The sequence below is a fragment of the Paraburkholderia sp. BR14374 genome (genome assembly GCF_040948685.1).
Classification (GTDB): Bacteria; Pseudomonadota; Gammaproteobacteria; order Burkholderiales; family Burkholderiaceae; genus Paraburkholderia; species Paraburkholderia youngii.
Genome location: NZ_JBFPKF010000002.1, coordinates 312,345 through 337,236, shown reverse-complemented (window position 1 = coordinate 337,236; position 24,892 = coordinate 312,345). Strand labels below are relative to the sequence as shown.

Annotated in this window: 22 protein-coding genes; 16 read left to right on the top strand and 6 right to left on the bottom strand. The window is 63.4% G+C overall.

The window, feature by feature from the left end; all coding sequences use genetic code 11:
• The first annotated feature begins 91 nt into the window (after positions 1-91).
• The 3 genes from aceE (at position 92) to lpdA (ending at position 6,428) form a co-directional block, all read left to right on the top strand.
• Positions 92-2,788 carry a pyruvate dehydrogenase (acetyl-transferring), homodimeric type gene (gene aceE / locus AB3X86_RS05450; protein WP_368595188.1) on the top strand — a complete coding sequence of 899 codons (2,697 nt, stop codon included), beginning with the start codon at positions 92-94 and terminating at the stop codon, positions 2,786-2,788.
• 83 nt (positions 2,789-2,871) lie between these two features.
• Positions 2,872-4,524, top strand: coding sequence for a dihydrolipoyllysine-residue acetyltransferase (gene aceF / locus AB3X86_RS05445; RefSeq protein WP_368595187.1), 1,653 nt, complete (start codon positions 2,872-2,874; stop codon positions 4,522-4,524).
• Between the two features lie 131 nt (positions 4,525-4,655).
• Entirely contained in the window at positions 4,656-6,428 is a 1,773-nt protein-coding gene (lpdA, locus tag AB3X86_RS05440) for a dihydrolipoyl dehydrogenase (protein WP_368595186.1), read from the top strand.
• Between the two features lie 329 nt (positions 6,429-6,757).
• On the opposite strand, the gene AB3X86_RS05435 is transcribed toward lpdA, so the two are convergent.
• Entirely contained in the window at positions 6,758-7,333 is a 576-nt protein-coding gene (locus AB3X86_RS05435) for a phasin family protein (RefSeq protein WP_013089827.1), read from the bottom strand.
• Positions 7,334-8,113: 780 nt separating this feature from the next.
• On the opposite strand from AB3X86_RS05435, the gene pbpG reads away from it, so the two are divergent.
• Positions 8,114-9,328 carry a D-alanyl-D-alanine endopeptidase gene (gene pbpG / locus AB3X86_RS05430; protein WP_368595185.1) on the top strand — a complete coding sequence of 405 codons (1,215 nt, stop codon included), beginning with the start codon at positions 8,114-8,116 and terminating at the stop codon, positions 9,326-9,328.
• A gap of 151 nt (positions 9,329-9,479) precedes the next feature.
• Here the strand turns inward: pbpG and AB3X86_RS05425 are convergent, their stop codons facing one another.
• On the bottom strand, positions 9,480-10,313 hold the full coding sequence (locus AB3X86_RS05425; RefSeq protein ID WP_368595184.1) for an IclR family transcriptional regulator: 834 nt from the start codon (positions 10,311-10,313) through the stop codon (positions 9,480-9,482).
• A gap of 179 nt (positions 10,314-10,492) precedes the next feature.
• Between AB3X86_RS05425 and AB3X86_RS05420 the strand changes: the two genes are divergently transcribed.
• Entirely contained in the window at positions 10,493-11,215 is a 723-nt protein-coding gene (locus AB3X86_RS05420) for a (Fe-S)-binding protein (protein ID WP_368595183.1), read from the top strand.
• A gap of 112 nt (positions 11,216-11,327) precedes the next feature.
• Entirely contained in the window at positions 11,328-12,743 is a 1,416-nt protein-coding gene (locus AB3X86_RS05415) for a lactate utilization protein B (protein ID WP_368595182.1), read from the top strand.
• Positions 12,744-12,833: 90 nt separating this feature from the next.
• On the opposite strand, the gene AB3X86_RS05410 is transcribed toward AB3X86_RS05415, so the two are convergent.
• Entirely contained in the window at positions 12,834-13,340 is a 507-nt protein-coding gene (locus tag AB3X86_RS05410) for a hypothetical protein (RefSeq protein ID WP_368595181.1), read from the bottom strand.
• A 276-nt stretch (positions 13,341-13,616) separates the two neighbouring features.
• Here AB3X86_RS05410 and AB3X86_RS05405 point away from each other — a divergent pair, with 276 nt between their 5' ends.
• From AB3X86_RS05405 to iscX, 10 genes are all read left to right on the top strand, one after another.
• Complete coding sequence (locus tag AB3X86_RS05405; protein ID WP_368595180.1) at positions 13,617-13,856, top strand: hypothetical protein; 240 nt, start codon at positions 13,617-13,619, stop codon at positions 13,854-13,856.
• Positions 13,857-14,008: 152 nt separating this feature from the next.
• Positions 14,009-14,506, top strand: coding sequence for a low molecular weight protein-tyrosine-phosphatase (locus AB3X86_RS05400; protein ID WP_368595179.1), 498 nt, complete (start codon positions 14,009-14,011; stop codon positions 14,504-14,506).
• A gap of 197 nt (positions 14,507-14,703) precedes the next feature.
• Positions 14,704-15,234 (top strand): Fe-S cluster assembly transcriptional regulator IscR, encoded by a 531-nt coding sequence (gene iscR / locus AB3X86_RS05395; RefSeq protein WP_013089819.1) that lies wholly within the window; start codon positions 14,704-14,706, stop codon positions 15,232-15,234.
• 83 nt (positions 15,235-15,317) lie between these two features.
• A complete protein-coding gene (locus AB3X86_RS05390) occupies positions 15,318-16,541 on the top strand; it encodes an IscS subfamily cysteine desulfurase (protein ID WP_176108193.1) in 1,224 nt (407 codons plus the stop codon).
• Positions 16,542-16,613: 72 nt separating this feature from the next.
• Positions 16,614-17,027, top strand: a complete 414-nt coding sequence (iscU, locus tag AB3X86_RS05385; RefSeq protein ID WP_013089817.1) for a Fe-S cluster assembly scaffold IscU — start codon at positions 16,614-16,616, stop codon at positions 17,025-17,027.
• An 82-nt stretch (positions 17,028-17,109) separates the two neighbouring features.
• Positions 17,110-17,433, top strand: a complete 324-nt coding sequence (iscA, locus tag AB3X86_RS05380) for an iron-sulfur cluster assembly protein IscA (protein ID WP_368595178.1) — start codon at positions 17,110-17,112, stop codon at positions 17,431-17,433.
• Positions 17,434-17,571: 138 nt separating this feature from the next.
• On the top strand, positions 17,572-18,099 hold the full coding sequence (gene hscB, locus AB3X86_RS05375) for a Fe-S protein assembly co-chaperone HscB (RefSeq protein WP_176369793.1): 528 nt from the start codon (positions 17,572-17,574) through the stop codon (positions 18,097-18,099).
• Positions 18,100-18,280: 181 nt separating this feature from the next.
• Positions 18,281-20,152 (top strand): Fe-S protein assembly chaperone HscA, encoded by a 1,872-nt coding sequence (gene hscA / locus AB3X86_RS05370; protein ID WP_368595177.1) that lies wholly within the window; start codon positions 18,281-18,283, stop codon positions 20,150-20,152.
• 146 nt (positions 20,153-20,298) lie between these two features.
• Entirely contained in the window at positions 20,299-20,640 is a 342-nt protein-coding gene (gene fdx, locus AB3X86_RS05365) for an ISC system 2Fe-2S type ferredoxin (protein ID WP_013089813.1), read from the top strand.
• A 15-nt stretch (positions 20,641-20,655) separates the two neighbouring features.
• The gene (iscX, locus tag AB3X86_RS05360; RefSeq protein ID WP_176379970.1) at positions 20,656-20,853 is read left to right on the top strand and encodes a Fe-S cluster assembly protein IscX; all 198 of its coding nucleotides are present in this window, start codon (positions 20,656-20,658) and stop codon (positions 20,851-20,853) included.
• A gap of 112 nt (positions 20,854-20,965) precedes the next feature.
• On the opposite strand, the gene AB3X86_RS05355 is transcribed toward iscX, so the two are convergent.
• From AB3X86_RS05355 to prfB, 3 genes are all read right to left on the bottom strand, one after another.
• Positions 20,966-21,715, bottom strand: a complete 750-nt coding sequence (locus AB3X86_RS05355; protein WP_368595176.1) for a glycine zipper 2TM domain-containing protein — start codon at positions 21,713-21,715, stop codon at positions 20,966-20,968.
• A 343-nt stretch (positions 21,716-22,058) separates the two neighbouring features.
• Positions 22,059-23,630, bottom strand: coding sequence for a lysine--tRNA ligase (gene lysS, locus AB3X86_RS05350; RefSeq protein ID WP_368595175.1), 1,572 nt, complete (start codon positions 23,628-23,630; stop codon positions 22,059-22,061).
• A gap of 135 nt (positions 23,631-23,765) precedes the next feature.
• Positions 23,766-24,870, bottom strand: a protein-coding gene (prfB, locus tag AB3X86_RS05345) for a peptide chain release factor 2 (protein WP_013089810.1) whose coding sequence is annotated in 2 segments (ribosomal slippage) — positions 23,766-24,788 and positions 24,790-24,870 — 1,104 coding nt in all. Because the reading frame shifts where the segments join, the coding sequence is not laid out codon by codon here.
• Positions 24,871-24,892 lie beyond the last annotated feature (22 nt).

Sequence of the window (24,892 nt, the reverse complement as noted above, 5' to 3'; positions counted from 1 at the left end):
GACCCTTATTACAATCGGCCGGTGCTGCCGCGGCCTATCCTGCGTCCGCGTGATCTGTTCAAAGTGCGTTCCCCATATCCAGGAGACGAGCATGTCCGCTGTACCCGACGAAGTCATGAAATATGTCGCCGCCGAGAAAGACGACGATCCCCAGGAAACCGGCGAATGGCTGGAAGCGCTGGATGGCGTGATTTCTGCTGTAGGCCCTGACCGTGCCCACTACCTGATCGAAAAGCAGATCGAATTTGCACGCGTGCACGGCGAACATCTGCCGTTCTCCGCCAATACGCCTTACATCAACACGATCCCGGTCGCGCGCCAGGCCAAGAACCCCGGCGATCAGGACATCGAACACCGCATCCGCTCGTACACCCGCTGGAACGCAATGGCGATGGTGCTGCGCGCCGGCAAGGAAACCAACGTCGGCGGCCACATCGCATCCTTCGCGTCGGCCGCCACGCTGTACGACGTCGGCTACAACCACTTCTGGCACGCACCGTCGGCCGAGCACGGTGGTGACCTCGTGTTCGTGCAGGGCCACTCGTCGCCGGGCGTCTACTCGCGCGCGTTCCTGCTCGGCCGCCTGACCGACAAGCAGCTCGATAACTTCCGTCAGGAAGTCGGCGGCGAGGGCATCTCGTCGTATCCGCATCCGTGGCTGATGCCGGACTTCTGGCAATTCCCGACCGTGTCGATGGGCCTCGGCCCGATCATGGCGATCTACCAGGCGCGCTTCATGAAGTACCTGCAGGCGCGCGGCATCGCTAAGACCGACGGCCGCAAGGTCTGGGCCTTCCTCGGCGACGGCGAAACGGACGAGCCGGAATCGCTCGGCGCGATCGGCATGGCCGGCCGCGAGCGGCTGGACAATCTCGTGTTCGTGATCAACTGCAACCTGCAGCGTCTCGACGGTCCGGTGCGCGGCAACGGCAAGATCATCCAGGAACTCGAAAGCGAATTCCGCGGCGCCGGCTGGAACGTGATCAAGGTCATCTGGGGCAGCCGCTGGGATGCCCTTTTCGCGCGCGACAAGTCGGGCGCGCTGATGCGCCGCATGATGGAAGTGGTCGACGGCGAGTACCAGACGTACAAGTCGGAGTCGGGCGCGTTCGTGCGCGAGCACTTCTTCAACACGCCGGAACTGAAGGCGCTGGTCGCCGACTGGTCCGACGACGACATCTGGAATCTGAACCGCGGCGGCCATGATCCGCACAAGATCTACGCGGCGTTCACGGAAGCGACCAATTCGAAGGGCCAGCCGACCGTCATCCTCGCGAAGACGATCAAGGGCTACGGCATGGGCGAAGCCGGCCAGGCGATGAACATCACCCACCAGCAGAAGAAGATGCAGGTGGAGCAGCTGAAGAAATTCCGCGACCAGTTCCGTCTGCCGATTACGGACGAGCAGATCGTCGACGTGCCGTACCTGACCTTCGAGGAAGGTTCGAAGGAACTCGAATACATGCGCCAGCGGCGCATGGACCTCGGCGGCTATCTGCCGGCGCGTCGTCAGAAGGCCCAGTCGCTGCCGGTGCCGGAACTGTCGGCATTCGAGCCGCTGCTGAAGGGCACGGGCGAAGGCCGCGAGATCTCCACGACGATGGCGTTCGTGCGAATCCTGAACATCCTGCTGAAGGACAAGGCGCTCGGCAAGCGCGTCGTGCCGATCGTGCCGGACGAGTCGCGTACGTTCGGTATGGAAGGTCTGTTCCGTCAGATCGGCATCTGGAATCAGGACGGCCAGAAGTACGTGCCGGAAGATTCCGACCAGCTGATGTTCTACCGTGAGTCGGAAACCGGTCAGATCCTGCAGGAAGGCATCAACGAAGCCGGCGGCATGGCCGACTGGATCGCGGCCGCGACGTCGTACTCGACGCACGGCGAGATCATGATCCCGTTCTACATCTTCTACTCGATGTTCGGCTTCCAGCGCATCGGCGACCTCGCATGGGCCGCTGGCGACATGCGCTCGCGCGGCTTCCTGCTGGGCGGTACGGCCGGCCGCACGACGCTGAACGGCGAAGGTCTGCAACACGAAGACGGCCACTCGCTGCTGTGGGCGGCTTCGGTGCCGAACTGCATCAGCTACGACCCGACCTTCGGCTACGAACTCGCGGTCATCGTGCAGGACGGTCTGCGCCGCATGGTCGCCGAGCAGGAAGATGTGTATTACTACATCACGGTGATGAACGAGAACTACGAGCACCCGGCGATCCCGCAGGGCGAGACTGTGGCGGCCGACATCATCAAGGGCATGTACTCGTTCAGCAAGAGCGCCGCTGACAAGAAGACGCCGCATGTGCAGCTGATGGGCGCGGGCACGATCTTCAACGAAGTGATCGCCGCGGCCGACCTGCTGAAGAACGACTGGGGCGTGAACGCCGACCTGTGGAGCGTGCCGAGCTTCACCGAACTCGCGCGCGAAGGTCACGAAGTGCAGCGCTGGAACCTGCTGCACCCGACCGAAGAGAAGAAGCTGTCGCACGTCGAGAAGCTGCTGAAGGATGCGCCGGGTCCGGTCATCGCATCGACCGACTACGTGCGTGCGCTGACCGAGCAGATCCGCGCGTTCGTGCCGCAGAAGTTCGTCGTGCTGGGCACCGACGGCTACGGTCGTTCGGACACGCGCGAGAAGCTGCGTCACTTCTTCGAAGTCGATCGCTACTGGGTCACGGTCGCCGCGCTCAACGCGCTGGCGGACGAAGGCACGATCGAACGCAAGGTGGTCGCCGAGGCGCTCAAGAAGTACAACCTTGATCCCGCCAAACCCAACCCGATGACCGTCTAAGGCATCACCCGTGTGCCACGATGCACGCGCCTGCTCCTCGTCGCGAGGGGCAGGCGGCGTGCGCGGCCCAGGAGACACTAACAATGAGTCAAGCGATCGAAGTCAAGGTGCCGGACATCGGCGATTACAAGGACGTCCCTGTGATCGAGGTGCTGGTAAAGGCGGGTGACACCGTCGAAAAAGAGCAATCGCTCGTTACGCTGGAATCCGACAAGGCGACGATGGACGTGCCGAGCTCGGCTGACGGCGTCGTCAAGGAAGTGAAGGTCAAGGTTGGCGATGCGGTGTCCGAAGGCACGCTGATCGTCGTGCTGGAAGGCGCCAACGCGGCTGCCGCGGCGCCCGCGCCGGCGGCAGCTCCTGCGCCCGCACCGGCACCGGCGCCGGCGGCAGCTCCCGCCGCGGCGCCCGCGGCGGCAGGCGGCGGCGCGCAGGAAATCAAGGTGCCGGATATCGGCGACTACAAAGATGTTCCCGTGATCGAGATCGCGGTGAAGGTCGGCGATCGCGTCGAGAAGGAACAGTCGCTCGTCACGCTGGAATCCGACAAGGCGACGATGGACGTGCCGAGCTCGGCCGCCGGCGTCGTCAAGGAAGTGAAGGTCAAGGTTGGCGATACCGTGTCGGAAGGCTCGGTCATCGTCGTGATCGAAGCGGAAGGCGGCGCTGCCCCGGCACCCGCGCCCGCACCGGCCGCGAAGGCGCCGGTCGAAAAGCCGTCCGACGCGCCGGCCACGCCGACCCCGGCACCGGCCGCGCCGTCCGCGCTCGCGCAGGCGCCGCTGATCCCGGCCGGCGAAGGCGGCACGCGTCATCCGAGCCACGCTTCGCCGTCGGTGCGCAAGTTCGCGCGCGAACTCGGCGTCGACGTGAGCCAGGTGAAGGGCACGGGTCCGAAGGGCCGCATTACGCAGGCCGACGTGACCGCGTTCGTGAAGGGCGTGATGACCGGCCAGCGCGCGGCGCCGGCAGGAGCCGCCGCGCCGGCCGCCGGCGGTGGCGAACTGAATCTGCTGCCGTGGCCGAAGGTCGACTTCACGAAGTTCGGTCCGATCGATCCGAAGCCGCTGTCGCGCATCAAGAAGATCTCGGGCGCGAACCTGCATCGCAACTGGGTCATGATCCCGCACGTCACGAACAACGACGAAGCGGACATCACCGAGCTCGAAGCGCTGCGCGTAAAGCTGAACAAGGAACACGAAAAGGCGGGCGTCAAGTTCACGATGCTCGCGTTCGTGATCAAGGCCTGCGTGGCGGCCCTGAAGAAATTCCCGACTTTCAACGCGAGCCTCGACGGCGACAACCTGGTGTTCAAGCAGTACTACCACATCGGTTTTGCCGCGGACACGCCGAACGGCCTCGTCGTTCCGGTGATTCGCGACGCGGACAAGAAGGGTCTCGTCGACATCGCGAAGGAAATGGCCGACCTGTCGAAGGCCGCGCGCGAAGGCAAGCTGAAGCCGGACCAGATGCAGGGTGGCTGCTTCTCGATCTCGTCGCTGGGCGGTATCGGCGGCACGCACTTCACGCCGATCATCAATGCGCCTGAAGTCGCGATTCTCGGCCTGTCGCGCAGCGCGATGAAGCCGGTGTGGGACGGCAAGCAGTTCGAGCCGCGCCTGACCATGCCGCTGTCGCTGTCGTACGACCATCGCGTGATCGACGGAGCGGAAGCCGCGCGCTTTAACGCATACCTCGGTTCGATTCTTGCCGATTTCCGGCGTGTGATTCTTTGACCGGCTGATGAGGTCCGCCGGCGCGGGACCGGATAGTTCCGACCGTTCCGCGTCGCGCCGTCCGCGCGTTCGCGTGCGCCATGCGCCCCGAACGCGCCGCTCATCATCGATCAATAAGAGAAGGGGACACCATGAGTCTCGTCGAAGTAAAAGTGCCGGACATCGGTGACTTCAAGGACGTCGACGTTATCGAAGTCAACATCAAGCCGGGCGACGTCATCGAGCAGGAGCAGTCGCTGCTGACGCTCGAATCCGACAAGGCGTCGATGGAAGTGCCGAGCGATACCGCCGGCACCGTCAAGGAAGTGCGCATTAAGCCGGGCGACAAGGTTTCGCAGGGCACGGTGATCGCGCTCGTCGAGGCAGCGGCGGGCGGCGCGGCCGCGGTCGCCCCGGCAGCGAAGGAACCTGAAAAGGCGGCGCCCGCGCCGGCGCCTGCCGCGCCGAAGGCCGCCGCACCGGCGCCGCAGGCCGGCAGCTATTCGGGCAGTGCGGACATCGAGTGCGACATGCTCGTGCTCGGTTCGGGCCCCGGTGGCTATTCGGCCGCGTTCCGCTCCGCCGACCTCGGCATGAAGACCGTGCTGGTCGAGCGTTATCCGACGCTCGGCGGCGTGTGTCTGAACGTCGGCTGTATCCCGTCGAAGGCGCTGCTGCACACCGCGCTCGTCATCGACGAAGCGGCTGATCTCGCGTCGCACGGCATCACGTTCGGCAAGCCGCAGATCGACCTCGACAAGCTGCGCGATTTCAAATCGGGCGTGGTCAAGAAGCTGACCGGCGGTCTCGCGGGCATGGCCAAGATGCGCAAGGTCGAAGTGGTGACGGGCACCGGCGCGTTCGTCGATCCGAACCACATGGAAGTGCAGACCGAGGGCGGCAAGAAGGTCGTCAAGTTCAAGCAGGCGATCATCGCCGCGGGCTCGGAAGCGGTGAAGCTGCCGTTCATTCCGGAAGATCCGCGGGTCGTCGATTCGACCGGCGCGCTCGAACTGCGCCAGATTCCGCAGCGCATGCTGGTGATCGGCGGCGGCATCATCGGCCTCGAAATGGCGACCGTGTACTCGACGCTCGGCGCACAAATCGACGTCGTCGAAATGCTCGAAGGCCTGATGACCGGCGCGGACCGCGATCTGGTCAAGGTCTGGGAGAAGTACAACAGCCAGCGGTTCGCGAACGTGATGCTGAAGACCAAGACCGTCGCGGCCGAAGCGAAGGACGACGGTATTTACGTGTCGTTCGAGGGCGAGAAGGCGCCGGCCGAGCCGCAACGCTATGACCTCGTGCTGGTGGCCGTGGGCCGCTCGCCGAACGGCAAGCGCATCGGCGCGGAAAAGGCCGGGGTCGCGGTGACGGATCGCGGCTTCATCGAAGTTGACAATCAGCAGCGCACGAACGTGCCGCACATCTTCGCGATCGGCGATATCGTCGGTCAGCCGATGCTCGCGCACAAGGCCGTGCACGAAGGCCACGTAGCGGCGGAAGCCGCGCATGGCGAGAAAGCATACTTCGACGCGATGCAGATTCCGTCGGTGGCATACACCGATCCGGAAGTGGCATGGGCCGGCAAGACGGAAGACCAGCTGAAAGCCGAAGGCATCAAGTTCGGCAAGGCGGTATTCCCGTGGGCCGCGTCGGGCCGCGCGATCGCCAACGGCCGCGACGAAGGCTTCACGAAGCTGCTGTTCGATGAGGAGACGCATCGCGTGATCGGCGGCGGTATCGTCGGTCTGAACGCGGGCGACCTGATCAGCGAGGTCTGTCTCGCGATCGAGATGGGCGCGGACGCAACGGATATCGGCAAGACGATCCATCCGCATCCGACGCTCGGCGAATCGATCGGCATGGCGGCCGAGTTGTATGAAGGCGTCTGTACCGATCTGCCGCCCGTCAAGAAGAAGTAAAGCGGTGCGCCGGGAATGCATGGCGACATGCGGGCCCGGCGAAGTGCGTCAGGCTGTGGCGCAAAGAAAAACGGCGCGCTCCATGTCGGAGCGCGCCGTTTCTGTTTTCCTGGCGGCCGGTAGGCGGGCAAAAAAATCCCGGCTTGGCGGCCGGGCAAACGATACGTCCATTGCAACGTATCGGAGCGTTCGGCCAATCAAACCGTATAAGCGGCAACGGCACGACGCTGTTGCTTGCGATAACGCCGGCGCAGCGCGTAGGCTGGGCCGGCGTGAAAGACGACGACGCGAGGTGTTTAACGCCTGGCGAGTTGATGCATGCGTGAAGCTTAGACTGCCTTCTTGGCGGCAGCGCGCGATGCTTGCGCAGCGGCTTGCGAAGCTGCCTTCGAAGCGGCCGTTGCGGCTGCGTTGAAGTTGCTTTCGGCGATTTCGACAGCCTGACGGGTTGCCTTGTGGACCGTTTCGTACGTGGTGTTGGCGGCGGTGATAGCCGACTTCATCACGGCGACAGCGGTTTCCGAACCAGCCGGTGCGTTCTTGGCGACGTTTTCGACGAGCGCCTGAACCTTGCGGTTTTGCTCTTCGAATTGCGCTTCCGCAACGCGGGTGAATTCACCTTGCGTTGCCGAAACGATTTCGTACACGTGGCGGCCATACGACAGCGCCTTTTCAGCCACCGGCTGCGCGAGGCTTGCTTGCAGTGCCAGCAGTTCCTGTGCGTCCTTCACGGACAGCGCGCGTTGGGCATTTTCCTGGCTTTCGGCGAGCGTCGACTTCACAACTTGCAGGTTCAGCTCAACCAGCTTTTCGACGCCTTCAAATGCTTTGGTCGTCAGGCCGAACAGGGTTTCGAAGTTGGCTTTCTGGGCTGCGGCGAATTGCTCAGGGGTCAGCAGAGTCATGGTTTACGCTCCTGGATTGCGGCCGGTCTGTGCGGACCGCATTGGGTGGGTGGCAAGACGCCGATTGATCGTCCGCCTGGGCCGCGATGTATTGTGCATCGCAGCAATGGTTCCCATTTTAGGATGGTCACAAGGAATGTCAAGCGTTTTTTGTGCGTCGCACAATGTTAAGAAAACGCCGATAAAACAACAGGTTATGCAGTATGCATATCATTAATATGACGCGGAACGATTGAGTCGCTGCACCTAGCTGGTGCGAGATAAACGACCCCGGAAGAGGCGGCCGGGAAATTATTTTTCGCCGTCAAAGCCTTTATTCGGGCTGAGAGGGGTTGCATCGCAGCGATTTGCCCCTGAAAAATCCATCATCATCAATTCGATGTAAACCACCGGATGACAAGGAACGTTAAAGAACGAAGGCAGTCGAACGCGCGGTAGCGACTTTCGTCAGGCACTTAAAAGTCTGCCGCACGCTCGCGACGCCCTTATGGCGCGGTGCAGTAGTTTGCGCCGGCGCTCTGACAGTATTTCCCCGGATCAAGGTTGTCTCAAGATTGCCGTTATCCTGCAAGGATCTGCTCGGTTTGGGCTGGACGGCAGCAATGGCGAGGCTTGCTGGCGACGATCGTTTTTTTCGATCAAGACGCGGCACTTATTCGTGTTTTCGCGATCGGAGCTGACAAGCCGGTTTAAGGACCGCGTATAAGTGCTTCAAATTGCTAATTTTTCGTTGCTTTACTACACTTGCGGAAACCTCTCGCCGCTCCCTATCGAACACCCATGAAAACCGACATGTTTTCGTCGCTAAAAGCGCTCCACGGCGCGGCGCGCAGCACCGCTCTGTCGGTCGCCGTCTCGCTGGCCGTCGCAGCGGCGTTCGCTACGCCTGTCAGCACTTTTGCAGCTACGTCTGCTGCATCCCCAAAAACTTCCAAACACGCAAAAACCGCCAAAAAGCCGGCGCAAGCGGCCGCCACTGAAAAAGTCTCGAGCCGTGCGGCGAAAGCCGGCAAGGCTGACGCAGCGATAGCAGGCAAGGGCGAGGCCGTGAAAGCCGCTGCCGCAGACGAAGATGCGCCGCGCGCCGGCGTCAAACGCAAGCGCGTGACATTCGCGGCGAACGGCCGGCACCATTCTGTGATGCGACGCGTCGCGTACGAGCCGCGCCAGCCGAGCGTCGGCCAGGCGTTTGGTTTGCACGAGACGCCGGACGCGCTGATGCTGCGCTCGAGCGTCGCCTACGTAATCGATCAGAACAGCGGCGAGACGCTGTTCGACAAGAACTCGCGTGCTGTGGTACCGATCGCGTCGATCACCAAGCTGATGACCGCGATGGTGGTGCTCGATTCGAAAGAGCCGATGACCGACCAGCTCGAAGTCACCGACGAAGACCGCGACTACGAGAAGAACACCGGTTCGCGCTTGGCGGTGGGCTCGGTGCTGTCGCGCGAAGACATGCTGCACATCGCGCTGATGGCGTCGGAAAACCGTGCGGCGGCGGCGTTGTCGCGCTACTACCCGGGCGGCCGTCCGGCGTTCCTTGCGGCCATGAACGCGAAGGCCAGGCAACTCGGCATGAACGACACGCACTTCGAGAACCCGACCGGTTTGACGAGCATGAACGTGTCGAGCGCGCGCGATCTGGTGAAGATGGTCAACGCGGCGTATCAGTACCCGCTGATCCGCAAGTTCTCGACCGATCACAGCTACGAGGTGTACACCGGCAAGCGCACGCTCGCGTATAACAGCACGAACGCGCTGGTGCGCAACCCGACGTGGGACATCGGTCTGCAGAAGACCGGCTTCATCAACGAAGCGGGTGAGTGTCTCGTGATGCAGGCGACCATCCACGGCCGGCCGATGATCCTGGTGCTGCTCGATTCGTCGGGCAAGTACTCGCGTTTCGCTGACGCGACGCGTCTGCGTACATGGCTCGACAACGGTGGCGACCAGACACGTATCACGAGCGCCGATGCCGGCGGTCCCGGTACCTGAAGCCGGAACGATTGGTCAGCCGATCGTATTCAGGCCGGCTGCAGTTGTCGTGCCAAGAAAAAGCCTCGCGGATGCGAGGCTTTTTTCGTTGGCGTCGAAGACGGCGAGCGCAGCGGTGCAACGGCTGTCAGGCGGTCCCTGTGCGTGCGGCCTACGAATGCTGGCCGTGCGAACCGTGCGAGCCGTGCGAGCCGTGCGAATGATCCTGCTGCGCCTGCGGCCGGTAGCCTAGCGACTCCGAAATCATCAACGCGGTCTGACTCAACTGCCCCAGCCACGAATCCTGCAAGCGATCGGCCGGCGCCGACAGCGACAGCCCCGCGACCAGCTTGCCCGTATCGTCGTAGATGCCGGCGGCGATGCAGCGCACGCCCAGCTCCAGTTCCTCGTTGTCGCGCGCGCAGGCCTGCTGGCGCACATGCGACAGCTCGCGCTCGAGTTTCGCGAGATCGGTGATGCTGTTTTGCGTGTGGCCCGACAGACCGGTGCGGGTTGCGTAGGCACGCACGCGGGTGGCTTCGTCGGCGGCGAGGAACAGCTTGCCGACCGAAGTCAGATGGAGCGGTGCGCGCCCGCCGATCGCCCGCACCACCTGCATGCCCGAGCGCTCCGAATACGCGCGTTCGATATAGACGATTTCGTCGCCCTGACGCACCGACAGGTTCACGGTCTGTCCGGTCTGACGGTGCAGCTCGCGCATCGGCGTGAGCGCCGCGTCGCGCACGGACAGGCGCGCCTTGACGAGATTGCCGAGTTCGAGCAGGCGCATGCCGAGACGGTAGGTGCCGGGGTCCGAACGGTCGACCAGCCGGCACATCACCATATCGTTCAGGATCCGGTGCGCGGTGGATGGGTGCAGCTCCGTGCGGAGGGCCAGTTCTTTCAGGCTGACCGGGTCGCTATGTGCCGCCAGTGCGTCGAGCAGGCGCATCATGCGTTCGATCACCTGGATCGAGGTTTTGGGATCCGGGTTCGTATCGCTCATATGAGAATCGGTGGATGCGTCAAACAGCGAAAACTGATTGTATCTCGTATTGTGAAAAAAGCGAACGCGCTTCGAGGCGCGCTTCCAATCCGACGGTGCTGCTTCCTATGCCTTCCGGCCGTTGGTATTGCACCGGCAAACAGCGGATAATCAGGGACGTTTCCCCGAAAGGAGGGCTCATGCGAGTCGGATTGTTCGTCACGTGCCTGATCGACCTGATGCGTCCCGAGATCGGTTTTTCGGTCATCAAGCTGATCGAAGGCGCCGGTTTCGAGGTCATGGTGCCGCCTGCGCAAACCTGCTGCGGGCAACCCGCGTACAACTCCGGAGACCGCCGGCTCGCGCGCGAACTCGCTGAGAAAACGCTGCGCGAGTTCGAACAGTTCGACTACGTGGTGGTGCCGTCGGGCTCGTGCGGCGGCATGATCCGCGCGCACTACGGCGACCTGTTCCGCGATGATCCTGAACTGATGAACCGTTTCGGCTGCCTGCGCGGCAAGGTGTTCGAACTGACGGACTTCCTCGTCAACGTCGCGAAGGTGCAGCTGCAACCGGGCGAGTTCGCAGGACAGGTGACTTATCACGACTCATGCTCGGGCCTGCGGGAACTGGGCGTGAAGGCGCAGCCGCGCGAACTGCTCGCGCAGGTCGGCGTCGCGGTCACCGAAATGAACGGCTGCGAGCATTGCTGCGGCTTCGGCGGCACGTTCGCGGTCAAGTACGGCGATATCTCGACTGCGATCGTCGACGAAAAGTGCGCCAACATCGCCGCGACCGGTGCCGGTACGGTCGTGCTCGGCGACCTCGGCTGCATGTTGAATATCGAAGGGCGGCTGCGCCGCCAGGGCGACTCCACGACGCGCGTGCTGCATATCGCGCAGGTGCTGGCCGGCGACGTGTAAGCCCCGCGCGGCGAACACGGCGATTGTTCGCGTCGCGTCTGTCGCGTCTTTCACGCATTGCGTCGCGCGCGGGTGCGCCGCGCGTTTTCAATCCGATCTCCTCAGGGCCGCCATGCAAGTCCAATCGATGCAGTTCAAGGCTCGCGCCGGTCAGAAACTCGCCGACCAGCGCCTGCAGCAGAACCTGACCAAACTGTCTACGAAGTTCGTGTCGGCGCGCGCCAGCGCGATCACCGCGATCGACTTTCCCACGACCCGCGCGGCGCTCAAGGAGCGTCGCAATCGCGCGCTCGAGAATCTCGACGTGTGGCTCGAAACCTTCGAGCGCGAGGCGACCCGGCGCGGCGTGACGATGCTATTCGCGGAGACCACGCAGGAGGCCGCGCGGCTCGTCGGCGACATCGCGCGCAAGCACGACGTAAAGAAGGTGATCAAGACCAAGTCGATGGTCACCGAGGAAATGCGCCTGAACGAAGTGCTCGGGCAGATGGGCGTGCAGTCGATCGAAACCGATCTCGGCGAATACATCCTGCAGATCAACAACAACGAGCCGCCGAGCCACATCATCGCGCCGGTCGTTCACAAGGATAAAGACGAGATCGCCGATCTGTTTGCGAAGACCCACGGCCGGCCGCGGCTCACCGAGATTCCCGACATGACGCGCGAGGCGCGCGAGATGCTGCGGCCGCATTTTCTGAGCGCGGACATGGGCGTGACGGGCGGCAATTTCATCATCGCGGAAACGGGCTCGGTGGTGGTCGTGACCAACGAGGGCAACGAGGGCATGTGCACAGTGATGCCGCGCGTGCACGTCGCTGTCACCGGCATCGAGAAGGTGTTGCCGACGCTCGAGGATCTCGCGACCGCGATGCGCCTGCTGCCGCGTTCGGCAACCGGGCAGGCCACCTCGAACTATTTTTCGGTGCTGACCGGGCCGCGTGGCGCGGGCGATCAGGACGGGCCAGAGCATATGTACGTGGTGCTCGTCGACGGTGGCCGAACTGGGCTGATCGGCGGAGACTTTCAGGAGATGCTTCGCTGCATCCGCTGCGGCGCGTGCATGAATCATTGCCCGGTGTATCAGAAGGTCGGCGGACATGCGTACGGGTGGGTGTATCCGGGGCCGATGGGCTCGGTGCTGACGCCGAGCTATGTCGGCATCGACAAGGCGCTCGATTTGCCGCAAGCAGCAACGTTGTGCGGCGAATGCAACAGCGTGTGCCCGGTCGGTATCCCATTGTCCGATCTGTTGCGCAAGCTGCGCGAAAAGCAGATGGAGCGACACCTGCGGCCGTGGAAGGAGCGCGCCGGATTGGCGGTGTGGGGTTGGCTCGCGCTGCATCCCGATGCCTATGCGCTCTTTACGAAACTCGCCGTGCGCGTGCTGGAGCGCATAGGTGGGCGCAATCGGTCGATTGCAAAGCTGCCGCTCGGGGGCGCGGGCTGGACCGCTACGCGCGACATGCCGGCGCCGGTGGGTCGTACGTTCCGGGAGTTGTATGCCGCCCAGCGCAGCCATATTGGCTGAGCCGGCGGCGGTGGGAGTGGTTTGACGGCTGCGCGCTCACACAGCTGTCGTCTTGGGCGCGGGCGGGACTAGCTCGACGTCGGACCGTCCTCAATGTTCCGTCGGTTGCCCCGGGCGACGGGCAGGCGCATTTCTCACCCAGTCGTTGCCCCGTCCGCCGTTGCCTGCTTGCGGCTGCGGCTGCGGCTGCGGCTGCGCCGGCGGCGGGCCCCCTGCGCCGGGGCGCGGGCCGCCGTTCGCCCCGCTCGGGCCGTGCGGACCGCCCGCTGCGCCCTGCGGCGGTGGCCCGCCGTGCGGCTGTCCAGGACCGCCACCATTGTTGCCACGATCGTTGCCGTGATTGTCGTGGTCGTTGTCGCCCGGATGACCGCGGAAGCCACGGCCCGGCGGCGGGCCGTAGTAGCGTCCCGGACCGTAATCGCTGTAGCCGAGGTACACATTGGATTGCGGCACGACCGCTACGCCCGGCGCGTAATCGTCATAGCCGCTATAGGCGCCGTAGCCGTTGCCATACATCGGCGTGCCGTCGGGATAGACCGCGCAGCCGCCGAGCAGCGCGGCGGCCACGAGGCCAGCGAGAGGTGCAATGCGTTTCATTTTGTGGGACCAGTTGCAAGTGCAAAGAAATGTCGATGTAAGAATAAGACCATCATTATCGCTTTCCGTCGCGGCGGCTTTGTATGAGTTTGTAAGGTCTTCTTTTTCGTGCCAGCGATCCCGCAATCGCTCGCCGAAGACCTCTCAATTGACTGTTCCATTTCGAGCAACGATGTATCCCGTGTGCGCGGGTTTTTCGTGATTGTGAATTCCTATAGCATTTCGATTGGGCATAGTGCGCCAAAAGCTCATGCGCCCCTAATTGGAAAACACATCATGAAAAAGACAATATCGGTGTACTGGCCTCTGGCCATCGTTGTGTCGCTCGCGGTGCTCGCCTATCTGCACGTCAACGGCCAACCCTCTTCGCGCGCTTCGCAGATGCCGCTCGATGCCAACCATCTGACCGCCGAACTCGCACGCGCAGTGTCATACGGCATGATCGACACAGCGTCGGCATTGCCCGCTAAACCGATGCCTGCCGCCGCGGCGACCCCGCTGGCCGAGGCATCGTAGGCAGTCGCGGCGGACCGCGGCGGTACGAAGCCCGCTGCGCTTGCGCGGCACCACGCCCGGCGCGAATCCGTCGAGGTTTGTATAATCGCGGCGCAGTCCGCTGACTGTCTGATGACCTCACGCGCGGCGCCTGGAGCGCCGAAGAATCCCTGATGAAAACTGTGTCCATCTGTTTCGTTTGCCTCGGGAATATCTGCCGTTCACCGACGGCGGAGGGCGTGATGCGTCATCTAGTCGACGAGGCGAAGCTCGCGGATCGCATTCTGATCGATTCGGCCGGTACCGGCGATTGGCACATCGGCGCGCCGCCCGACGAACGCGCGCAACACGCGGCGCGCCGGCGCGGTTATGCCCTCGACACGCTGCGCGGCCGCCAGATCACCGTCGCGGACTTCGAGCGCTTCGATCTGCTGATTGCAATGGACGACCGCAACGTCGCCGCGTTGCGGCAACTGTGCCCGCCTTCTCAGCGGGACAAGATCCGTCTGCTGATGGAGTTCGTGCCGGAGTCGGATGGCCGCTGGAGCGGCGCGCGAGAGGTCGTCGACCCGTATTTCGGCGGCGCGGAAGGCTTCGAGTTGGTGCTCGATCAGTGCGAAGCAGCCTGCCGCGGGCTGATCGCCGCGCTGCGCCCGCAGTTGCTCGCCTAGGTATCGGCGAAGAGCGCGGGCGTATCCCTCGGGTGACAAATGCAGCCTCATGCCGCGTGTGCCGCGCATGTGAATCTGGCGTCGAAGTATGGCGATCAATTAAGCAGATAACACAAAATTTGCCGCCCATACTTGACTAAATTGGTCATGTATTTATACTTGACAAAACTTGTCGAGAATTGCGGTTCCCACATCATATGAGACTCACCACGAAAGGCCGTTTCGCCGTCACGGCGATGATCGACCTGGCGTTGCGCCAGGAGCAGGGCCCGGTGACGCTTGCGGGTATCAGCCAGCGCCAACACATCTCCCTGTCGTATCTCGAGCAGCTGTTTGGCAAGCTGCGCCGTCATGAAATCGTCGAGTCCGTGCGCGGACCGGGCGGTGGCTACAATCTCGCGCGCCGTGCCGAAGAGGTGACGGTGGCCGACATCATCATCGCGGTCGACGAGCCGCTCGACGCCACCCAGTGCGGCGGCAAGGGCACGTGCGAAGGCACCAAGCAGCACGATGGCCACTGCATGACGCATGAGCTGTGGTCGACGCTGAACCAGAAAATGGTCGAATACCTCGATTCGGTTTCGCTAAAGGATCTGGTCGACCAGCAGCGTTCGCGCGAAGGCGCGCCGGCGGTGCTGCGCGACAGGCGCAGCGACGCACCGGCGGTCGAACCCGTCCGCGTGGCGCCCAAGGGTCCCAATTCCGTTTTCAACATGGCCGGTTCGTGAAGCGCGGCACGCGATAGAAATCTTTCGCCGCAGCCCCATATCGAATCCAGAAGCCAGAGCACATGACGTCCCCGGAGCAATTGATGAACAACGACTCTCTCCATCTGCCCATCTACATGGACTACAGCGCCACGACGCCGATCGATCCGCGTGTGGTGGACAAGATGATCCCGTATCTGCGTGAACAGTTCGGTAACCCCGCGTCGCGTAGCCACGCTTATGGCTGGAACGCCGAACGCGCGGTCGAGGAAGCGCGCGAGCAGGTCGCAGCGCTCGTGAACGCCGATCCGCGCGAAATCATCTGGACCTCGGGTGCGACGGAGTCGGACAACCTCGCTCTGAAAGGTGCCGCGCACTTCTACAAGAGCAAGGGCAAGCACATCGTCACGGTGAAGACCGAGCACAAGGCCGTGCTGGACACCACCCGCGAACTCGAGCGCGAAGGCTTCGAAGTCACCTATCTGGATGTCAAGGACGACGGTCTGATCGACCTCGACGCATTCAAGGCGGCTCTGCGCCCGGACACGATTCTGGTGTCGGTGATGTCGGTCAACAACGAGATCGGCGTGATCCAGGACATCGAGGCGATCGGCGAGATCACGCGTGAAAAGGGCATCATTTTCCACGTCGACGCGGCGCAGGCCACCGGCAAGATCCAGATCGATCTGCAGAAGCTGAAGGTCGACCTGATGTCGTTCTCGGCGCACAAGACCTACGGCCCGAAGGGCATCGGCGCGCTGTACGTGCGTCGCAAGCCGCGTATCCGGATCGAGGCGCAGATGCACGGCGGCGGCCACGAGCGCGGTATGCGTTCGGGCACGCTCGCGACGCACCAGATCGTCGGCATGGGCGAAGCGTTCCGTATCGCGCGTGAAGAGATGGCGACCGAAAACGAGCGCATCCGCATGCTGCGTGACCGTTTGCTCAAAGGCTTGTCGGAAATCGAGGAAGTGTATGTGAACGGCGACATGGAAAAGCGTGTGCCGCACAACCTGAACATCAGCTTCAATTTCGTCGAAGGCGAATCGCTGATCATGGCGGTGAAGGACGTCGCGGTGTCGTCGGGTTCGGCGTGCACGTCGGCGTCGCTGGAGCCGTCGTACGTGCTGCGCGCGCTCGGCCGCAACGACGAACTGGCGCACAGCTCGATCCGCTTCACGGTGGGACGCTTCACGACCGAGCAGGAAATCGACTACGTGATCAACCTGCTGAAGACGAAGATTTCCAAGCTGCGCGATTTGTCGCCGCTGTGGGAAATGCACAAGGACGGCATCGATCTGTCGACCATCCAGTGGGCCGCGCACTGACGCACCCGCGGAACGAAACCGACATCGAACCTTCATCGGATTGCAGGTTGAAACGAATCAAGGAGTGTAATCATGGCTTATAGCGACAAGGTCCTCGACCACTACGAAAACCCGCGCAACGTCGGTTCCTTCGCCAAGGACGACGACACGGTCGGTACCGGCATGGTCGGTGCGCCGGCCTGCGGCGACGTGATGAAACTGCAGATCCGCGTCGGCGCGGACGGCATCATCGAAGACGCGAAGTTCAAGACCTACGGCTGCGGCTCGGCCATCGCGTCGAGCTCGCTCGTCACCGAGTGGGTGAAGGGCAAGACGCTAGACCAGGCCATGTCGATCAAGAACACGCAGATCGCCGAAGAACTGGCACTGCCGCCGGTGAAGATCCACTGCTCGATCCTCGCGGAAGATGCGATCAAGGCAGCAGTCGCCGACTACAAGCAGCGCCACGGCGAAGCGGCGGTCGCCGAAGACGGCAAGGCCGCCTGAGCAGCAACAAGGTAAGAACGAAGCAACCGGTGAGCGCGGCGCGAACACGCGCGCCAAGCACACCGGCCAACTGAGAAACGTTATGGCAATTACGTTGACCGAAAAGGCAGCACAGCACGTCCAGAAGTATTTGACCCGCCGTGGTAAAGGCATCGGGTTGCGCGTCGGCGTGCGCACCACCGGTTGCTCGGGCCTCGCCTACAAGCTCGAGTACGTGGACGAACTCGCGCCGGAAGATCAGGTGTTCGAGACAGGCGGCGTGAAGGTCGTGGTCGACCCGAAGAGTCTCGCGTATATCGACGGCACGGAGCTCGATTTCGCGCGCGAAGGGCTGAACGAAGGCTTCAGGTTCAACAACCCGAACGTGAAAGACGAATGCGGCTGCGGCGAGTCGTTCCGAGTCTAGATTCGTTACTTTCCGCGTGCGGCGGATCAAAGGCGGCGCGGGCCGCCTTTTTAGTTTGATCCGTGCGCGCGTGAAGCGCTCACGCCTGAGACGGCCCAACGTTTCCACACCAGGTTTTCATCAACGGACTTTCATCCGATGGCATCGCTGAACGACAGCCACTTCGATCTGTTTGGTCTGCCGGCGCAATTCGCGCTCGACGCGAGCACGCTCGATCACGCGTACCGCACCGTGCAGGCGCAGGTACATCCGGACCGCTTCGCGGCGGCCGGCGATGCGCAAAAGCGTATCGCGATGCAATGGGCGACGCGCGCGAACGAGGCGTATCAGACGCTGCGCGATCCGCTCAAGCGCGCGACCTATCTGCTGTCGCTGCGCGGCATCAACGTCGGCGCGGAGAACAACACGGCGATGGAGCCCGCGTTCCTGATGCAGCAGATGGAGTGGCGCGAGAACATCGAGGATGCGGCCGCGGCGAAGAACGTCGACGCGCTCGACGCGCTGCTCATCGAGTTGCGCGACGAGGAACGTCAGCGCTTGGACAAGCTCGGCGCATCGCTCGATAACGGTGCGAATCAGGCGGCGGCCGAGGCGGTGCGGCAGATGATGTTCATCGAACGCGTCGCGTCGGAAATCGAAGCGCAGATCGAGCGGCTCGAAGGCTAGCCCGGTTTCGTGCGGCGCGCGCAAAAAGCGCGGCGCCGGCAAGCAGCAACACGCCGAAGCAGCACCGGCAGGCAGCGATGTAGCAAGCGACAAACAAAAACCAGAGCGGCCGCGAGCCGTGGCATCACCCCCAGCAACGCGAACATTCAGGACGGGGCACAACGTCCCCGAGAAGATCCAGATGGCCTTACTGCAAATCTCCGAACCCGGCATGGCGCCGGCGCCTCACCAGCGGCGTCTGGCGGTCGGCATCGATCTCGGCACCACCAACTCCCTCGTCGCCGCCGTGCGCAGCGGCCTGCCCGATGTGCTGCCCGACGAAGACGGGCACGTGCTGCTGCCCTCGGTGGTGCGCTACCTGGAACAGGGCGGCCGTCGCATCGGCCGCCGGGCGAAGGCCGAGGCCGCCAGCGACCCGCGCAACACGATCGTGTCGGTCAAGCGCTTCATGGGCCGCGGCAAGGCCGAAGTGGAGGGCGCCGAAAACGCGCCGTACGACTTCATCGACGCACCCGGCATGGTGCAGATCCGTACTGTGGACGGCGTGAAGAGCCCGGTGGAAGTATCGGCTGAGATTCTCGCGACGCTGCGCCAGCGCGCCGAAGACACGCTCGGCGACGAACTGGTCGGCGCGGTGATCACGGTGCCCGCTTACTTCGACGAAGCGCAGCGCCAGGCGACGAAAGACGCCGCGCGCCTCGCGGGGCTGAACGTGCTGCGTCTGCTCAACGAACCGACCGCGGCCGCGATCGCCTACGGTCTCGACAACGGCGCCGAAGGTCTGTACGCGGTCTACGACCTCGGCGGCGGCACCTTCGACTTGTCCATTCTTAAGCTCACCAAGGGCGTGTTCGAAGTGCTGGCGGCGGGCGGCGATTCCGCGCTCGGCGGCGATGACTTCGACCATGCGCTGTACCGCCATGTGCTCGAACAGGCCGGCATCGCGCCGCAGACGCTCGCGCCGCACGACGTGCGCCTGCTGCTCGATAGCGTGCGCGAGGCCAAGGAGGCGTTGTCGAGCGCGCCGAAGGCTAACCTCAAGCTCACGCTTGCCAACGGCACCGCGCTCGATCTGACGATCGACGAAGCCACTTTCGAGACCATCACGGCCGAGCTGGTGCAACGCACGCTGGGTCCGACGAAGAAGGCGCTGCGCGACGCGAAGGTCACGACGAAGGACATCAAGGGCGTCGTGCTGGTTGGCGGCGCGACGCGCATGCCGGTGATCCGCCGCGCGGTCGAGACGTTCTTCGGCCAGGCGCCGCTCGTCAATCTCGATCCGGACCAGGTCGTCGCGCTCGGCGCGGCCATCCAGGCCGATCTGCTGGCCGGCAACCGCGGCGCGGAAGGCGACGAATGGCTGCTGCTCGACGTGATTCCGTTGTCACTCGGCGTCGAGACGATGGGTGGTCTCACCGAGAAGATCATTCCACGCAACTCGACGATTCCAGTCGCGCGCGCGCAGGATTTCACGACCTTCAAGGACGGTCAGACCGCGATGGCGATTCACGTCGTCCAGGGCGAGCGCGAGCTCGTCAGCGATTGCCGTTCGCTCGCGCGCTTCGAGCTGCGCGGCATTCCGCCGATGGCCGCGGGCGCCGCGCGCATTCGCGTGACCTATCAGGTCGACGCCGACGGCCTGCTGTCCGTGTTCGCGCGCGAGCTCGCGTCGGGCGTGGAGGCGTCGGTCGTCGTGAAGCCTTCGTATGGGCTCGCCGACGACGACATCGCGCGCATGCTCGAAGACAGCTTTTCGACCGCTGAAATCGATATGCGGGCGCGCGCTCTGCGCGAGGCGCAGGTCGAAGCCCAGCGTCTCGTCGAAGCGACCGACGCGGCGCTCGCGGCCGACGCGGAACTGCTCGACGACAGTGAACGCGCCGAACTCGATGCGCTGCTCGCCGCGCTGCGCAATGTCGCGTCGGGCGAGGACGTCGGCGCGATCGAAGCCGCGACGAAGGCGCTTGCCGAAGGCACCGACGAATTCGCCGCGCGCCGCATGAACAAGGGGATTCGCCGCGCGCTGTCGGGCCGCAAGCTCGACGAGATCTGAACGGGCGAACGAACCGCGAACGTCGCACGAATCAACTGAGGGCGCCGGCTGGACTTAAAAAGTCCGCGCGGCGCCAGTAAAATGGTACGGAGCCTGCACGCGGCATTGCTGGCAGCCGCTGTGCCTCAGACCCAAACGGAAACTGTATGCCTCAAATCGTTGTGCTGCCTCACGTCGAACTGTGCCCGGAAGGCGCGGTGATCGACGCCGTTCCCGGCAAGAGCATCTGCGACAACCTGCTCGATAACGGTATCGAAATCGAGCATGCGTGCGAGAAGTCGTGCGCATGCACGACGTGTCATGTGATCGTGCGTGAGGGTTTCGCCGCCTTGACGCCGTCCGAGGAAGACGAGGACGATCTGTTGGACAAGGCATGGGGGCTCGAACCGGCTTCGCGCCTGTCGTGCCAGGCGATCATGCCGGACGAGCAGGATCTGGTCGTCGAAATTCCGCGTTACTCGATCAATCACGCGAAGGAAAACCACTAACAGGAGGGCGCCGCCATGAAGTGGACCGATACGCAAGAAATCGCGATGGCTCTGACCGACAAGCATCAGGATGTCGATCCGCAGCAGGTGCGTTTCACCGACCTGCATCGCTGGGTGATGGAGCTCGATGGCTTCGACGACGATCCGAACCGCTCCAGCGAAAAGATTCTCGAAGCGATTCAGGCGGCGTGGATCGAAGACGCGGATTATTGATCTCGCGTTCGAACCGGTTCATTGAACTGCAAAGAAAAGGCGATTCCGATGGAATCGCCTTTTTTCATGGCTGCGTCGACGAGAATGGAGCGTGTGATTGACGCGGCCGATGTCAGTCGGCGACGAGGCCGCCGTTCTGCACGCGCACGCGCTCGCCGTCGTGGAACGGCGGCGCCTCGTGATAGGTGAAGTAGCGCGTCTTGCCGTCTTCCATGTGCACGCGCACCGAATACGACGTCGTGCTGCGCAGATGTTTTTCGACCGAGTTGCCGGCGAGCCCGCCGCCGAGCGCGCCGAGCAGCGTCATCGCGGTACGCCCGCCGCCGGCCCCGAACTGGTTGCCGACGACGCCACCGGCCACCGCGCCGCCGACCGCGCCAATGCCGGTGCCATGTCCTTCATGCCGAACTGCAGAGATCGCGACGACCGTGCCGCAAGTCGAGCAATGAGCGGCTTGTGGCGCCGGCTGCTGCGCGTACTGGGGCGCTGCTTGCGGCCCGGGTTGTTGCGCGTACTGCGCCTGAGGTGCGGCCGGCGCCTGTAGCTGCTGCGCGTATTGCTGTTGCTGCGCCGGAGCGGGGGGCGGGGCTGGGGCGGGCTGCGCAGCTTGCTGAGCCTGAACCTGCTGCTGTTGCGCGGATGGATTGACCGGTGCGGCCGAATCGACGACGCCCGGCACTTGCCTGCTAACCTGCGCGGCCTGTGTCTGATCGTTCTGTGCGCCGTTGCCCGACGCCTTCGGGAACACGCCGGTGATCGCGGCGGTAGCGACGAGACTTGCAACGAGCACCGCGCCGGCGGCGACCGCGATCAACGGATGAAGACGACGTGGCTGCGTGGGTTGATGAGTAGGGGTGTCCATGTGGGGCCTCCGCTTCTGACAGAGCCGACTGCCTATGAGACTGAGTGTCGGGCAATTCGATCCGGGCAGCGTTTCCATTTGTAACCGGCTCGATGGCGGCCTCGGGCGTGGGCCGGTGGCCTCCGCGCGGCGAGCCTTGTTTCAGCAAGCTTTCAAGACCGCTGCGACCAGGGCGATTTGCGCGCACTGGCGCGGCTTTTACCGCCGGTTACAAAACGACTGCTCGCAGAAACCGGTCCCGCCAAGCGAAAACGCGCATAAAAAACGCCCGGCATCGACCGGGCGCTATTCAAAACCATCACATTGCACGCGAAGCGCAACGACTACTCGCGCTTAGCGTCGCTCAATCTTCGCGACGCAGATGCGGGAACAGAATCACGTCGCGGATGCTCGGGCTATCGGTCAGCAACATCACCAGACGGTCGATGCCGATACCGCAGCCGCCCGCCGGCGGCATGCCGTATTCGAGCGCGCGGATGTAGTCGGCGTCGTAGAACATCGCTTCTTCGTCGCCGGCGTCTTTCTGGTCGACCTGCTTCCTGAAGCGCGCGGCCTGATCTTCCGGATCGTTCAGCTCCGAGAAACCATTGGCGATTTCGCGGCCGGTGATGAACAGCTCGAAACGCTCGGTGATGCCTTCCACCTTGTCCGACGCACGCGCGAGCGGCGACACCTCGATCGGGTAGTCGATGATGTAGGTCGGCTCCCACAGTTGCGACTCGGCGGTCTCTTCGAACAGCGCCAGCTGCAGCGAGCCGATGCCCGCGTTCAGGAACTGCGGCTGCGAGGCATCGACGCCAAACTTCTTCAATTCGGCGCGCAGGAACGTGCTGTCGGCGAGCTGTTCGTTCGTGTATTGCGGCGCGTATTTCTGGATCGCCTGCGTGATCGTGAGGCGATGGAACGGCTTCGACAGATCGAGCTCGCGGCCCTGATAGGTGATGGTGGCCGTGCCGAGCGCATCGATCGCGGCCTGGCGGATCAGCTGCTCGGTGAAGTCCATCAGCCACTTGTAGTCCGTGTAGGCCGCGTAGAACTCGATCATCGTGAATTCCGGGTTGTGGCGCACGGACACGCCCTCGTTGCGGAAGTTACGATTGATCTCGAACACACGCTCGAAGCCGCCCACCACCAGACGCTTCAGATACAGCTCCGGCGCGATGCGCAGGAACATCTGCATGTCGAGCGCGTTGTGGTGCGTCGAGAACGGCTTGGCCGCCGCGCCGCCCGGAATCGGGTGCAGCATCGGCGTTTCGACTTCCATGAAGTTCGCGTCGGCCATGTACTTGCGGATCGACGAGATCGCCTTCGTGCGCGCGACGAACGTGCGGCGCGTTTCCGGCGTGACGATCAGATCGACATAGCGCTGGCGGTACTTCATTTCCTGGTCGGCGAGACCGTGGAACTTGTCCGGCAGCGGACGCAGCGACTTCGACAGCAGACGCAACTCCGTGCAGCGCACCGACAGCTCGCCCTTGTTGGTGCGGAACAGTACGCCGCGCGCGGCGACGATGTCGCCCATGTCCCACTTCTTGAACGCGTCGTAGGTTTCCTGGCCGACGTCGGCCGGCGTGATGAAGAACTGGATCTGACCCGAGCCATCGCGCACGGTCGCGAAGCTCGCCTTGCCCATCACGCGTTTGAGCATCATGCGGCCGGCGATCGCGACTTCGAGCGGATTCGCTTCGAGCGCTTCCTTGTCGGCGTGCTCGTACTGCGACTGCAGATCTTCGGCGTGGTGCGTGGGACGGAAATCGTTCGGATAGGCGACGCCTTGCTCACGCAGCTCGCGCAGCTTTTCGCGGCGCTCGGAGATGATCTTGTTGTCGTCCACTTCGGGCACGACAGTCGGCTGGGCGGCATTCCGCTGGGCGGCATTCCGCTGGGCCGCATTCGGCTGGGTCGGTTCAGTCATGATGATTTGGTATTCGGTGGCCCGCCGCGGCGTGCGCCGCAAAGCGGGAAGCCAGTCAGTGTAGAAACCTCAGGCGGTACTGGAAAACGAAGCAAGCGCGGTCCCGATCGCTGAACGTGGCCGCGCCGTGCGCGCTTAGACGCCCTGTTTCAGGCTCGCGCTGATGAACGGATCGAGATCGCCGTCGAGCACGCTCTTCGTGTTGCTGATTTCGACGTTGGTGCGCAGATCCTTGATGCGGCTGTTGTCGAGCACGTACGAGCGGATCTGATGGCCCCAACCCACATCGGTCTTGCCGGCTTCGAGCTTGTCCTGCTCGGCCTGGCGCTTGCGGATTTCCGCTTCGTACAGGCGCGATTTCAGCATCGCCATTGCTTCGGCGCGGTTGCGGTGCTGCGAGCGGTCGTTCTGGCACTGCACGACGATGCCCGACGGCATGTGCGTGATACGCACCGCCGAGTCGGTCTTGTTGATGTGCTGACCGCCCGCGCCGGAAGCACGGTAGGTGTCGATGCGCAGATCGGCCGGGTTGATCTCGACTTCGATCGAGTCGTCGATTTCCGGGTACACGAACACCGACGAGAACGAAGTGTGACGGCCGCCCGATGAATCGAACGGCGACTTGCGCACGAGGCGGTGCACGCCGGTTTCGGTACGCAGGAAGCCGTACGCGTATTCACCTTCGATCTTGATCGTCGCATTCTTGATGCCGGCGACGTCGCCTTCGGTCTGCTCGAGCACTTCGGTCTTGAAGCCCTTGCGCTCGCAGTAGCGCAGATATTGGCGCAGCAGCATCGACGCCCAGTCGCACGCTTCGGTGCCGCCGGCGCCGGCCTGGATGTCGAGAAACGCGTTGTTGGGGTCGGCCGGGTTCGCGAACATCCGACGGAATTCCATGTCGGCGACGCGCGCCTCGATGGCCTGGGCATCGGCTTCACAGGCGAGCAGCGTTTCGTCGTCGGCTTCTTCGCGCGCCATGTCGAACAGGTCTTGCGCGTCGTTCACGTCGTTGGTGATCGACGTGAGTTTGCCGACCGTGTCGTCGAGCAGCTTCTTTTCCTTACCGAGTGCCTGGGCGTGCTTCGCATCGTTCCAGACGTCCGGGTCTTCGAGTTCCCGGTTGACTTCGATTAGACGCAGTGCTTTGTCGTCGTAGTCAAAGATACCCCCGTAGGTCGTCCGCGCGCTTGCGCAGGTCGGCCAGAGAGGCTTCGATCGCGTTGAGACGTTCCGCTTCCATGTCGATCTTTTATAGCTTCGTA